The 13168-nt window shown below is 70.6% G+C and carries 11 protein-coding genes; 3 read left to right on the top strand and 8 right to left on the bottom strand.

What is annotated here, in order from left to right:
• Positions 1–66: 66 nt before the first annotated feature.
• The 6 genes from KBX53_RS06940 to KBX53_RS06915 form a co-directional block, all read right to left on the bottom strand.
• Entirely contained in the window at positions 67–1731 is a 1665-nt protein-coding gene (locus KBX53_RS06940) for a glycoside hydrolase family 13 protein (RefSeq protein ID WP_210858186.1), read from the bottom strand.
• A 101-nt stretch (positions 1732–1832) separates the two neighbouring features.
• On the bottom strand, positions 1833–2720 hold the full coding sequence (locus KBX53_RS06935; protein ID WP_210858185.1) for a carbohydrate ABC transporter permease: 888 nt from the start codon (positions 2718–2720) through the stop codon (positions 1833–1835).
• Between the two features lie 11 nt (positions 2721–2731).
• The gene (locus KBX53_RS06930) at positions 2732–3688 is read right to left on the bottom strand and encodes a carbohydrate ABC transporter permease (protein ID WP_030332254.1); all 957 of its coding nucleotides are present in this window, start codon (positions 3686–3688) and stop codon (positions 2732–2734) included.
• Positions 3689–3774: 86 nt separating this feature from the next.
• Positions 3775–5154 (bottom strand): ABC transporter substrate-binding protein, encoded by a 1380-nt coding sequence (locus KBX53_RS06925; protein ID WP_030332252.1) that lies wholly within the window; start codon positions 5152–5154, stop codon positions 3775–3777.
• A gap of 348 nt (positions 5155–5502) precedes the next feature.
• A complete protein-coding gene (locus KBX53_RS06920; RefSeq protein WP_210858184.1) occupies positions 5503–6507 on the bottom strand; it encodes a LacI family DNA-binding transcriptional regulator in 1005 nt (334 codons plus the stop codon).
• Positions 6508–6773: 266 nt separating this feature from the next.
• The gene (locus KBX53_RS06915) at positions 6774–8261 is read right to left on the bottom strand and encodes an NAD(P)/FAD-dependent oxidoreductase (protein WP_030332249.1); all 1488 of its coding nucleotides are present in this window, start codon (positions 8259–8261) and stop codon (positions 6774–6776) included.
• Positions 8262–8341: 80 nt separating this feature from the next.
• On the opposite strand from KBX53_RS06915, the gene KBX53_RS06910 reads away from it, so the two are divergent.
• Positions 8342–9418: a serine hydrolase gene (locus KBX53_RS06910; protein WP_210858183.1), complete on the top strand. Its 1077-nt coding sequence runs from the start codon at positions 8342–8344 to the stop codon at positions 9416–9418.
• An 8-nt stretch (positions 9419–9426) separates the two neighbouring features.
• Here the strand turns inward: KBX53_RS06910 and KBX53_RS06905 are convergent, their stop codons facing one another.
• Complete coding sequence (locus tag KBX53_RS06905) at positions 9427–10752, bottom strand: deoxyribodipyrimidine photo-lyase (RefSeq protein WP_210858182.1); 1326 nt, start codon at positions 10750–10752, stop codon at positions 9427–9429.
• Positions 10749–11672, bottom strand: coding sequence for a phytoene/squalene synthase family protein (locus KBX53_RS06900; RefSeq protein ID WP_210858181.1), 924 nt, complete (start codon positions 11670–11672; stop codon positions 10749–10751). The genes KBX53_RS06905 and KBX53_RS06900 overlap by 4 nt, the downstream gene beginning before the upstream one ends.
• 66 nt (positions 11673–11738) lie before the next feature.
• Between KBX53_RS06900 and KBX53_RS06895 the strand changes: the two genes are divergently transcribed.
• Together KBX53_RS06895 and KBX53_RS06890 are read left to right on the top strand one after the other, a co-directional pair.
• Positions 11739–12881, top strand: a complete 1143-nt coding sequence (locus KBX53_RS06895; RefSeq protein ID WP_030332241.1) for a polyprenyl synthetase family protein — start codon at positions 11739–11741, stop codon at positions 12879–12881.
• A gap of 28 nt (positions 12882–12909) precedes the next feature.
• Positions 12910–13168 (top strand): FAD-dependent oxidoreductase (locus KBX53_RS06890; RefSeq protein ID WP_210858180.1); only part of this gene is annotated, 259 nt, incomplete at its 3' end.

Genomic DNA, 13168 nt, shown 5'->3' with positions numbered 1-13168 from the left:
GTCGCTCCTCCTTCGTGGGGGGAGGTGGTGCCGGCGGCAGGGACGGGGCCGCCGGCACCGAGGCGGTCAGGTCTGGTCGGCTCCCTTCGCCGCGCGCGGCCCGTCCGCCACGTCGGGGGTACGCAGCCAGACCGCTGTGTCGCAGGGCAGCAGCCCTTCGTCGAGCGGCCCGCGGGCCAGCAGCAACTCCGCTTCGGCGGGCAACGGCACGGCCGTGTCGGAGAGGTTGACCAGGCAGGTGAAGCCACCACCGCGGCTGAACGCGAGCACCCCGTCCGGGGCCGGCAGCCAGGTGAGCGTGCCGTCACCGAGCGCCGGTTCGGCCCGCCGCGCCTGGATCGCCGCCCGGTACAGCTCCAGCATCGAGGCCGAGTCGCCGGTCTGCGCGCGGGCCGTGCGGTCCTTCCAGTCCGCCGGCTGCGGCAGCCACGGCGCGGCGGCACCCTCGGGGCTGAACTCGAACGGCGGCTCGTCCCCGGCCCAGGGCAGCGGCACGCGGCAGCCGTCCCGACCGGGGTCGATCCGGCCGGACCGTTCCCACATCGGGTCCTGGCGCAGCGCGTACGGGATGTCCTCGACCTCGTAGAGGCCCAACTCCTCGCCCTGGTAGACGTAGGCGGCACCGGGCAGCGACAGGGAGAGCAGCGCGGCGGCCCGGGCCCGGCGGGTGCCCAGCTCCAGATCGGTGGGGATGCCCTCGCGTTTGGCGGCGAAGCTGAACCGGGTGTCCGCCCGGCCGTAGCGGGTGACGTGCCGGGTGACGTCGTGGTTCGAGAGCACCCAGGTGGCCGGCGCGCCGACCGGCGCGTGCGCGCTCAACGTCCCGTCGATGCTCTCCCGCAGCGCCGCGGCGTCCCACGCGCAGCCGAGAAAGTCGAAGTTGAACGCGGCGTGCAGCTCGTCCGGGCGCAGGTAGTTGGCGAACCGCTGCCGGTCCGGCAGCCACACCTCACCGATCAGCGCCCGGTCGGGGTACTCGTCGGCGACCCGCCGCCAGCCCCGGTAGATGTCGTGCACCCCGTCGAGGTCGTGGAACGGGTGCGGCTGGTCCGGTCGGACCTCGGGCAGCGTCCCGTCCTTGACCAGGAGCCCGGCCGAGTCGATCCGGATGCCGTCCACGCCCCTGTCGAACCAGAACCGCAGGATGTCCTCGAACTCCTCCCGCACCCGGGGGTGGTCCCAGTTGAAGTCCGGTTGCTGCGGGGCGAACAGGTGCAGGTACCAGTCGCCGGGGGTGCCGTCCGGGTTGGTGGTGCGGGTCCAGGTCTCGCCGCCGAACTCGCCGACCCAGTCGGTGGGTCGTTCGTCGCCGTTGGGTCCCCGGCCGGGCCGGAACCAGAACAGGTCCCGTTCGGGTGCCCCCGGCCCGCCGGCGAGCGCGGCCTGGAACCACGGGTGCGCGTCCGAGCAGTGGTTCGGCACCACGTCGACGATGGTCCGGATGCCCAGCTCGTGCGCCTCCGCGATCAGCGCCTCCGCCTCGGCCAGGGTGCCGAAGACCGGGTCGATGTCGCGGTAGTCGGAGACGTCGTAGCCGGCGTCGGCCATCGGGGACGGGTACCAGGGACTGAACCAGATCGCGTCGACGCCGAGCGCGGACAGGTGGTTGAGCCGGGACCGGATGCCGGCGATGTCGCCGATGCCGTCGCCGTTGCCGTCGGCGAAGCTCCGGGGATACACCTGGTAGATCACCGCTCCCCGCCACCACGGACTTCTGTCAGCTGTGGACACGAGCACCTGCTTTCTGCGTCAGTACGTCGGCGTGTTCGCCGGACCTGGTCATGTGTCGGGCGAACGGTCGTCGTTCGCCGCGCGGAGGGATCCGGTGATGGCTATCCCTTGATGCTGCCCGTGGTCAGACCGGACATGATGTTGCGTTGGAAGATCAGGAAGATGATGACCGTGGGGATCGCGGCGATGACCGACGCGGCGATCACCACGTTCATCGGCGTACCGCCGGCGAAGGCGTAGATGCCGACGCTGACCGTCCGGGTCTCGGGCGAGGGCATGACCAGCTTCGGCCAGAGGAAGTCCTTCCAGACCGCCGTCACCGCGAAGATCGACACTACGCCGAGGATGGGACGCGACAGCGGCAGGATGATCGACCACAGAGTGCGCAGCGACGTCGCCCCGTCCATCAGGGCGGCCGCCATCAACTCCTCCGGGATCGAGTCGAAGAACCGCTTCAGCAGGAAGATGTTGAACGCGTTGGCGACCAGTGGCAGCCAGATGGCGAACGGTGAGTCGAGCAGGTTGATGTGCACGATCGGCAGGTCGATCACCGTCACGTACTGCGGGACGATGAGGACCATCGCCGGGATCATCAGCGTCCCCAGCATCAGGGCGAGGATCACGTTGCCGAAGATCGGCCGGAGCTTGGACAACGAGTACGCGGCGGCGGTGTCGAGGACGAGCTGGAACAGCACCGCGCCGATCGCGTAGTAGAAGGTGTTGAAGAGCAGCTTGGCGAGGTCCAGGTTGTTCCACGCGTCGATGTAGTTCTGCGGCTGCGGGTCCTTCGGGAACAGCGAGGGCGGAGTCTGGGCGATCTCCTGGCCGGACTTGAGCGCGCCGGTGACCATCCAGTAGAGCGGTCCGAGGAAGACGAGCGTGAACCCCGCCACGACGACGACCAGCAGCGTCCAGTAGATGATCCGGCCACGCCCCCGGCTGATCTGGGTCTGGGAGATGAGGGTCCGGGTTGCGGAGTCCTGTGCCATTCCTCGCCGTCCTAGTCCTGTTTCGCAGTCAGCCGCACGTACACGGCGGAGAAGCCGGCCAGCACCACGAGCATGATCACGCCCAGGGCGGCGGCGCCGTTGAGGTCGTTCTGGAAGAACCCGTGCTGGTAGATGAGGTACGCCACCGAGGTAGCCGAGTCCTCCGCGCCCGCGCCGTTGGCGAGGATCAGGGGCTCGATGAAGAGCTGCATCGTGGCGACGATCTGCAACATCGCCAGGAGCGCGAGGATCAACCGGGTCTGCGGGATGGTCACGTGACGGATCCGCCGCCAGATTCCGGCGCCGTCGAGTTCGGCGGCCTCGTAGAGCTCGCCGGGAATGTTCTGCAGCGACGCCAGGTAGATGAGCACCGCGCCGCCCATGTTCATCCAGGTCGACGCGACCACCATCGCCGGCATGGTCATCTCGGGCGACTGCATCCACTGCGAGGTGGGCAGGTGCAACGCCTTGAGGATCGCGTTGAAGAGCCCCGCCTCGCTGGGGTCGTACGCGTAGAACTTGAAGAGGAACAGCGCGGAGGCCGGCGGCAGCATCACCGGCAGGTACACCAGGATCCGCAGGTAGCCCTTGCCGTGGCGGAACTCGTTGAGCAGGATCGCCACGAAGAACGGCACCGCGTACCCGAGGACGAGCGCCAGCCCGGTGAAGTAGAACGTGTTCTTCCACGCGGGCCAGAAGCTCGGGTCGGCGATGAGACGGGTGTAGTTGTCCCAGCCCACCCAGGTGGTCTCGCCGCGCCGGGTCCGCTGGAAGCTCATGACGATGCCGCGGACCATCGGGTACCAGGAGAAGACGACGAAGCAGAGCACCGCACCGATCAGGAACGCGTGCCCGGTGAGGTTGTCCCGTACCTTGCGGCCGAGGCCCGTGCGCTGCGGCCTCGCCGAGTACGGCGACGGCGGACGGCCCGGTTTCCTGGGGGTCTCCGGGACGGTGGTGATCGCCAAGGCAACTCCTGGGTGAGTCGGTGACGTCGAGGCGTGGTGCGAGTGGCGTGGGGGTCGGGTCGGCGTCCCGACCCCCACACGAGCGGTCAGCTCTCGGCGGCGAGGAGCTGGTTGACCTTCTCCTCGGCGGTCTTGAGCAGGGCGTCGATGTTCGAGTTCGGGTTGGTCAGCACACCCGACATCGCGGCGTCGAGCACCGCATAGATGGCCTGGGCGTTGCGCGGCTCACCCTTGATCGGGACCGGGGTCGCCTCGAAGAGCGCGAAGTTCGCCGTGTCGACGTTCGCGTTCGCCTTGCGCAGCTCCAGCTCCTGCTTCTGCGCGTCGCTGCCGTTGGCGAAGAGCAGCGGCTGGGGCAGACCCACCGGATAGTTCTGCGGCTTGGCCCGGACGTAGTCGAACTGGCCCTTGCCCGGGGTGAGCTTCTGATACGCGATCCACTTCAGACCGGCCTTGACCTGCTCGGGAGTGAGGTCCTTCTTGAAGAAGTAACCCTCGCCACCACCGAGGGTCCCCTTCGCCGCGCCGTCCTGGCCGGGCAGCGGAGCCATCGCCCAGTCCTGGAACTTGCCCTGGAACTGGCTGACGATCGCCTGGGTGGCGTCCGGCGCTCCGATGAACATGCCGACCTTGCCAGCGCCGGCGTTCGTCAGCAGGTCGCCCCACTGGAGCAGCTGACGGGCGCCCATGCTGTTGTCGCCGTACCGCATGTCCTTGAGGTTCTGCAGGACCTGCTTGCCCATCGGGTTGTTGAAGTCGGCCTTCTTGCCGTCCTCGCTGAGCACCCGGCCGCCCTGCGAGTAGAGCAGGGAGGTGAAGTGCCAGCCGCCGGTGTTGCCGGCGCTGTACTCGGAGTAGCCAGCGATGCCGTTGCCGAGCGCGGAGATCTTCTTGGCAGCGGCCCGGACGTCGGCCCAGGTCTTCGGGGGGTTGTTCACGTCGAGCCCGGCCTGCTGGAACAGGACCTTGTTATAGACCAGGCCCATCGAGTAGTTCTTCACCGGAACGGCGTAGAGCTTGCCGCCGTCGCTGAAGACCTCCTTGAGCGCCGGGTCGACGCTGTCCCAGGTCGGAATCGCGTCCTTGTTGACGTGCTGGCTGATGTCCATCGCCTGACCGGAGTCGAGCACCTGCTGGAGGTCGGTCATGTACCCGTAGAACACGTCGGTCACGGTGCCGCCGGCCAGACGGGCGGTGAAGTCCGGCGGGTTGTTGCACTGCTCGCCAACGCTGACGCTCTTGATGACGATGTCCGGGTTCTGCTTCTGGAACTCGGCGACGTCGTCGTTCCAGTTCTTCAGCAGCTCTTTCTGGGCACCGACCGGCTGGCAGTCCACCGTAATGGTGACCTTGCCGCCGGCGGTCGCGCCCTTGTCGTCACTCTTCGTGGAGCACGCCGTGAGGCTGAGCCCCAGGCCGGCCACGAGCGCGACCGCCGCAGCCTTTCGGTATTGCGGTACGGACATCTGTCCATCCCTTCGGGAACGGGTGTCTCCAATGACCTTCGCTGATCTGCGGTGATACGACCTGACGCCCAGTAGCTGCGTCGGAGCCAGGTGTGAGTGGAGTCACTGTAGCGAGACCGACTCATTCCAGCAAGGTTTCGATCGTGTTCTGAAAGGACACGACTTACTAACGACAGATGCCGACGGAGCACTGGAACTGCCCTGACTTGGTGGCTTTTGGACAGTTATGGACGGGCGGCGGTTCGGACCCGGCCGACGCGGTTCCGGCAACGACGAAAGGCCGCCGACCGCGCGAGGCGGTCGACGGCCGAAGCGTCGTTTCAGCGGGGGCGGATCACCCCGGGTCGGTCAGCGACGAGGGGCGGGAGCGGTGGAGCCGCGTACCACCAGCTCGGGCTCGAACAGCAGCTCGTCCTGCAACACGCCGGCACCCTCGATCTGGGTGACCAGCAGATCCACGGCGGCCTGCCCCATCGTCTCGATCGGCTGCCGCACCGTGGTCAACGGCGGGTCGGTGCACGTCATGAACGCGGAGTCGTCGAAGCCCACCACCGACACGTCGGCCGGCACCGAACGGCCCAGCCGCCGGGCCGCGCGGATCGTGCCCAACGCCAGGACGTCGCTGGCGCAGATGATGCCGGTCACGCCCCGCTCGACCAACTTCGTCGCGGCGACCCGCGCCCCCTCCATCGAGAAGCTGGAGCGCTCGACGCACTCAGCGTCGCCCTCGCCCCAGCCCGCAGCCTGGATCATCGCGCCGAGCTTGCGCCGGGACGGCACATGCCCTTCCGGGCCGAGCACCATGCCGATCCGCTCGTGCCCGAGCGAGCGCAGGTGCCCGTACGCCTGCTCCACCGCCACCGCGTCGTCGGTGGAGACCCGGGGGAACCCCAGCTCGTCGACACCTGCGTTGACCAGCACGACCGGAAGCCCTCGGTCGGTCAGCCGGCGGTAGTGGTCGTGCCGGGCGTCGGCGAGCGCGTACGAACCACCAGCGAAGATCACCCCGGAGACCTGGTGGTCGAGGAGCATCTCCACGTAGTCCATTTCGGAGACGCCGCCGATGGTGCGGGCACAGAGCGCCGGGGTGTAGCCGCGCTGGGCGAGCGTGCCGGTGACGACCTCCGCCAGCGCCGGGAAGATCGGGTTCTGCAACTCCGGCAGCACCAACCCGACCAGCCGGGCGCGTTCGCCACGCAACTTGGTCGGCCGCTCGTAACCGAGCACGTCCAGCGCCGTCAGCACGGCCGTCCGGGTCGCCTCGGAGACGCCGTCCCGGCCGTTGAGCACCCGGCTGACGGTGGCCTCGCTGACGCCCGCCTTCTTGGCAACTTCTGTCAACCGCTTGGTCACGGCCGCAATCGTACGTCACCTGCATGAAAGAAATGAACAGCAAACTGCGCCGCGCTTGCTGGCCGGCTGCTCGCGCGTGCGGCGCATGCCTCCGACGCCCCGGCGGCCGATCGGGTACGGGTCGCCACGTCGACGGCCGGCAAGGTCACGCTCGATCCAGGATGTACTGGCAACGGAACGCCGGGATGCCCACTACATCCTGGATGTTGCGCGATCTTGCGGGGTGCGGGGCAGGGGCGCGGAGCGGCGCACACCCGGGCAGGGGGTCAGGACAGATCGCGCAGGGCGGACTCGATGGCCCGGTGGAAGGTCGGGTACGCGTAAATCATGTGCCGGAGCTGACTCAGCGGCACCGCCGCGTGCACCGCCACCACCAGTGCGGACAGCACCTCACCGCCGGCCGGGCCGACCGAGGTGCCACCGATCAGCACGCCCTGGTCGGCGTCCGCGATGAGCTTGATGAAACCGTCGTCGCCGACCCGATGGATCCAACCTCGGGTCGAGCTGCCGAGTTTGGTGAAGCCCACCTGCACGTTGATGCCGCGCTCACGTGCCTGCTGCTCGGTGAGCCCGACCGCACCGATCTCGGGGTCGGTGAACGTCACCCGGGGCAGCGCGCGGTAGTCGGCTCGCGGGACGGTGCCGGCAGATCCGCTCGAACCGCTGGCGGCCAGTGCGCTGGACGCGCCCATCGCTCCGCCGACCACGCTGGAGGTGCCGCTGGCGTCCGCCCCGGCCTTCGCCTTCCGGGCGTGGGCCAGGACGTCCGCGATCACAATCCCCGCCTGGTACATGGCGATGTGGGTGAAGGCACCCTCGCCGGTCAGGTCGCCGACCGCCCAGACATGCTCGGTGACGTGCAGACGGTCGTCGACCGGCAGGAACCGCTGGCTGGCGTCCAGCCCGACCGTGTCCAGACCCAGCTCGGCCAGGTGGGCCTTGCGCCCGGTCACCACCAGCAGCCGGTCGGCGGTGAACTCCGCGCCGCCCTCACCCCGCAGTGTGAACCGGGTCCCGTCGTGCTCGACCCGTTCGGCGCGTACCCCGGTGTGGATCTCCACGCCGTCGGCGCGCAGCGCCGCGGCGGCGACCTCGGACGCCTCGGGCTCCTCGATGGCCAGCACCCGGTCGAGCGCCTCGACCACTGTGACCCGGACCCCGAAGCGGGCGAAGACCTGCGCCAACTCCAGACCGATGGCGCCGCCGCCGAGCACGAGCAGCGACTCCGGCAGCTCCTCGACCTCGATCGCCTGGTGGTTGGTCCAGTACGGCGTGTCGGCCAGGCCGTCGATCGGCGGCACCGACGGACGGGTACCGGTGCCCAGCACCACCCCGTACCGGGCCTCGAACACCTGGTCACCGACGCGGACCCGGCGCGGACCGTCGAGCCGCCCGCTGCCCCGCACGAGCCGGCCGCCCTTGCCGATGAACCGCTCGGCCGCGACCGTGTCGTCCCAGGTGTCGGTGGCTTCCTCGCGGATCCGCTTCGCCACCGGCGCCCAGTCCGGCTGGACCTGCGCCGTCCCGGCGAGCCCGTCGACCCGGCGGGCCTCGGCGAGCGCGTTGGCCGCCCTGATCATCATCTTGCTCGGGATGCAGCCCCAGTACGGGCACTCCCCGCCGACGAGATCCCGTTCGACGCCGACGACGCTCAGGCCGGCCTCGGCGAGCCGTTCGGCCACCTCCTCGCCGCCGACTCCGAGCCCGACCACGACCACATCAACCAGCTCCGGCTCCGCCACACCGAACAGCATCCCCCGGCGACACCACCCCGGCCACCGAGGTCGGCGGAAAAGCCGGCACGCGCACCGGCCCGGACGCCTACCGTGACCGGATGCACACACGCTTCGCTCCGGTCCGGGACCACTTCCACGACCTGCTCGCCTCCGGACGGGAGACCGGGGCCGCCCTGACCATCTGGTACGACGGGCAGCCGGTCGTGGACCTGGTCGGCGGCTCGCGCGGCGGCCACCGGCCGGGCGCCGCGCCGTGGCTGCCGGACACGCTGGTCAACGTCTACTCGGTCGGCAAGCCGGTGGCCGCGCTCTGCCTGCTGCTGCTCGTCGACCGGGGAACTGTCGACCTCGACTCACCGATGGACCGGTACTGGCCGGAGTTCCGTACTCCCGCCACAGTGCGGCAGGTGTTGTCGCACACCGCCGGGCTGCCGGCCTTCCCGGTGCCCCGACCGGCCACCGCGATCGCCGACTGGGCGCTGCTCACCGGTGACCTGGCCGCCGCCGAGCCCGAATGGTCGCCGGGCTCGGTCGCCGGGGAACACGCCTGGACGTACGGGCATCTGGTGGGCGAGCTGGTCCGCCGGGTCGACGGACGGTCGGTGGGCCGGTTCCTGGCCGAGGAGATCGCGGACCCCTGGCAGCTCGACCTCGGCTTCGGGCTGGCCGAGGCGGACCAGCTGCGCTGCGCTGACCTGCGGTACGGCGACCCGCAGTGGCCCGCTCGGAAGCTCGGCGAACCGCTGTCACTGCGGGCGCGGGCGCTGGGCAACCCGGCCGGCGGGCTGGACCTCGCCGTGCTGAACAGCCCGCTGTGGCGGGGCGCCGAGATGCCCGCGGTCAACCTGCACGCCACCGCGCCCAGCCTGGCCCGGCTCTACGCCGGGCTGTTGGCCGGCGGTGTCCTGGACGGTGTCCGGCTGGTCAGCCCGGCGCTGATCGCGGAGACCACCCGGGTCCAGTACGACGGGCCGGACCTGGTGCTGGACCGCCCGGTCCAGTGGACGTTGGGCATGCAACGCGAGCCGGACGGCAGCTGGGGCATGGGCGGCATCGGCGGCAGCAGCGCGTGGGCCGACCCGGAGCGCGGCTACACCTTCGCGTACGCCACCGCGCACCTCGCCGAACACGACCGGGTGGACGAGCTGGTCGAGGCGTTGCACTCGGTGCTCTGACGTGGTGGTCAGCGCAGCCAGACCGGGTCGGTGCCGGGCACCGACAACGGTGGCGGGTAGTCCACCGCCCGCCGGAGCTGGTCGGGCAGCTTCCACGGCTGGTGCACCGCCCTGCCCTGCACCCCCGCCAGCTCCGGCACCCACCGACGCACGTAGTCGCCGGCCGGGTCGTACCGTTCGGCCTGCCGGACCGGGTTGAACCCCCGGTAGGGCTTCGTGTCGTTGCCGGTACCGGCCACCCACTGCCAGTTGCCGGAGTTGTTCGCCACGTCCCCGTCGAGCAGCCAGCGGAAGAACACCGCCACCCCGGAGCGCCAGTCCTGACCGAGGTGTTTGGTGAGGTAGCCGGCCGTGATCAGCCGGGCCCGGTTGTGCATCCAGCCCTGCGTCCGCAACTGCCGCATCCCGGCGTCGACGATCGGCATCCCGGTCCGGCCCTCGGTCCAGGCCGCCAACGCGTCGTCGTCGTAACGCCACCGCTCGGTGGCTCCCCGCCGGTACGCCGTGGTCGAGATCTCCGGGAAAGCGGCGGTGACCTGGTAGTAGAAGTCCCGCCAGCAGAGCTGCCGGACGAACGGGCCGGACCGGTCCCCGGCACGGTTCGCCACCGCCAGCGGCGACACGCAACCGAAGCGCAGGTACGGGCTCAGCCGCGAGGTGTCGTCGCCGGCCATGTCGTCGTGCTGATCGCCGTACCGGGTCAGCTCGGGCAGCCAGTCGGTGAGCCGTTGCCGGGCCACCCGCTCGCCACCGACGGCCGCTTCCGGCGAGTCGCCGGCGGGCGGCGCCGGCAGCTGGCCCACCCGGACCCGGGCGGGCAGCGCGATCCGGCGCGGTGCCGCCAGCTCCTCGCGCCACCGGTGGGCCGCCCAGGCCCGGTGGTACGGGCTGAACACCCGGTAGTGGTCACCGCCGCCACCGGGCCGCAACGCACCCGGCTCGACCACTGTCAGCCCGGGAAACAGTCGCAGGTGCAGCCGGTGCCGCTCGCACTCGGCGCGTAGTCGCCGCTCCCGCCGGCTGGCGTAGTGGCTGACGTCGGCCGAGAGCGCCACGGCGGTGGCGTCGACCTCGGCGGCCAGCCGGATCGTCTCGGTCACCGGGTCACCGTGCCGGACCACCAGGTCGCCACCGAGGTCGCGGAGTTGGGCGCGCAGGTCGGCCAGTGCCTGGTGCAGGAAGCGGGTGCGGTTGGCGGACCGGCCGGCCAGCACCGGGTCGAGCACGTACAGCGGCACCACCTGGTCGAAGGCCGCGCAGGTGCCGGCCAACGCCGGGTGGTCGTGCACCCGCAGGTCGCGGGTGAGGAGCACGATCGCCGTACTCCCGGTCACCGGCTCTGCGGGTGGATCGCCGGCCCGGGAATGACGACCGGGGTCCCGGTCGGGGTGAGCAGGGCACGCGCGGCCACCGCCATCCGTCGCCGCTGTGGCACCAGGGCCCGCCGAACGAAGACGTCGTAATCCTGCGCGGCCACCTCGTCGAGGATGCCGCCGTAGAGCGCGTACGCGGTGCGCATGCAGGCCTGCGAGGCGGGCGCGAGCATGGTGATGCCCGGTGCGGCGGCGGCGTAGTGCGCCTGGGCGCGGGTCACCTCGTACTCGATCAACTCGCGGATCCGGGGCGTACCGCGGCCCCGGTCGCGGGCCGCCACCAACTCCTCGCGGGTGACACCGAACTTCGCCAGGTCCTCGTCCGGCAGGTAGGTGCGGCCCCGGTCGAGGTCCTCGGCGACGTCCCGGATGAAGTTGGTGAGCTGGAAGGCGAAGCCGAGCTGTCGGGCCGGCTCCCGAGCCGCCACCGGGTCGGAGCTGCCCAGGATCGGCAGCATCATGGTGCCGATGACCGCCGCCGAGCCCTCCATGTAGTCGAGCAGGTGGTCGTAGGTCGGGTACGCGGTGACGGTGAGGTCCATCGCCATGCTCTTCAGGAACGACGCAAAGTCGTCCCGGTCGAGGTCGAAGACGGCGATCGTGTGCAGCACGGCCGGCAACAGGGGGTCGTCGACCGACGCACCGTGCAGACCGGCCACGAACTGGCCGGCCCAGTTGTCCAGCAGGGCGGCCCGCTCGGCCGGCGGCAGTGCCTCGGTGCGGTCGACGATCTCGTCCGCGTACCTGGTGAACCCGTAGAGGGCGTGCACATGCCGTCGTTTCCAAGCGGGAAGCAGGCGGGTGGCGAGATAGTAGGTGCGGCCGTGGCGTTTGTGCAGCTCACGACACCGGTCATAGGCAGCGGTGAGATCGGTTTCCACCGGCCCTCCTCTAATTTATCGACGCACCAATCGACGCAACCCGTAGCCTAGGGTACGCTCGGCCACATGGCCAACGACGCAGTTGCGGGTGACGTGACCCGCGTGGCGCCGGCTGGGCCGGCGGACGGGGACGATCCGGTCCGCGCCGTTCTGGCCGCGTACACCCACGATCTGGTAACGGCGGTCGACGAGACCCTGGACTCTTTCCTCACCGCCGAGGTTGACACCCTCCACGACATCGACCCATCGATGGGAAGCTTCGCCGCCACCGCCCGGGAGGCCGTCCTGGCCGGCGGCAAACGGATCCGGTCCACGTTCGCCTACTGGGGTTGGCGCGGGGCGGTCGGCGGCACCGCAGCGCTGCCGCCGGTGCTGCCCGCGCTGGCCGCGCTGGAGCTGCTGCACACCTTCGCGCTGGTGCACGACGACGTGATGGACGCGTCCACCACCCGCCGTGGCCGGCCCACCGCACACGTCGCGCTCGCCGAACAGCACCTCGCCGCCGGCCACCGAGGCGACCCCGGCCGGTTCGGCGAGGCCGTCGCCGTGCTCGTCGGCGACCTCTGCATGGTCTGGGCCGACCAGTTGCTGGCCCACGCCTCGGTGCCGTCGAACCGACTCTTCGAGGTGCGCCGCTGCTACGACCAGATGCGGGTGGAGACGGTCGCCGGGCAGTATCTCGACGTGCTCGGCGAGAACGCCCCAGCCAGCTGGTCGGTCGACCGGGCGCTGCGGGTGGCCCGCTACAAGACCGCCAGCTACACCGTCCAGCGACCACTGCTCTTCGGAGCCGCACTGGCCGGGGTGCCCGCCGACGAGCCGCTGGTCTCCGCCTACACCCGCTACGGCCTGGCTGTCGGCGAGGCGTTCCAGCTCCGCGACGACCTGCTCGGCGTCTACGGCGACCCGGCGGCCACCGGCAAGCCGACCGGTGACGATCTCCGCACCGGCAAACCGACAGCGCTGCTCATGCTGGCCCGGGAGCTGGCCACCCCGGCCCAGCTCACCGCGTTGGAGCGGGCCGCCGACGGACCGGTCGACAAGCTCGCCGGGCTGGTCGCCGAGACCGGCGCGGTGACCCGGGTGGAGCAGATGATCGCCGAACGGGTGAGCGACGCGCTGGCCGCGCTCGACGCCGCACCCGTGGACCAGACGGCGCGCACCGCGCTGACCGGGCTGGCCACCGCCGCAACCAACCGGCGGGCCTGATGAGCGACTTGAGCAAGGAGGTGGTCACGTGCGGACGGTGAGCGGACGGACGGACCGGGTGGTGGTCGTCGGAGCCGGGCTGGGTGGGCTCGCCTGTGCCCTGCACCTGGCCGGCAGCGGTCGACAGGTGACGGTGCTGGAACGCGAGCCGGTGCCCGGTGGGCGGGCCGGCCGGCTGGGCGTGGACGGCTACGAGTTCGACACCGGGCCGACAGTGCTCACCATGCCCGACCTGATCGCCGAGGCGCTCGGCGCGGTCGGCGAGGAGTTGCGCGACTGGCTGGACC

The organism is Micromonospora sp. M51 (genome assembly GCF_018070305.1).
Taxonomy (GTDB): Bacteria; Actinomycetota; Actinomycetes; order Mycobacteriales; family Micromonosporaceae; genus Micromonospora; species Micromonospora parva.
This window is presented reverse-complemented; position numbering and strand designations above follow the sequence as displayed.

What these genes read in the sequence shown, in the direction of transcription:
- KBX53_RS06935 (WP_210858185.1), bottom strand. Translation starts at nt 2,720, where the DNA reads ATGGCACAGGACTCCGCAACCCGGACCCTCATCTCCCAGACCCAGATC.
- KBX53_RS06925 (WP_030332252.1), bottom strand. Translation starts at nt 5,154, where the DNA reads ATGTCCGTACCGCAATACCGAAAGGCTGCGGCGGTCGCGCTCGTGGCC.
- KBX53_RS06915 (WP_030332249.1), bottom strand. Translation starts at nt 8,261, where the DNA reads ATGCTGTTCGGTGTGGCGGAGCCGGAGCTGGTTGATGTGGTCGTGGTC.
- KBX53_RS06910 (WP_210858183.1), top strand. Translation starts at nt 8,342, where the DNA reads ATGCACACACGCTTCGCTCCGGTCCGGGACCACTTCCACGACCTGCTC.
- KBX53_RS06895 (WP_030332241.1), top strand. Translation starts at nt 11,739, where the DNA reads ATGGCCAACGACGCAGTTGCGGGTGACGTGACCCGCGTGGCGCCGGCT.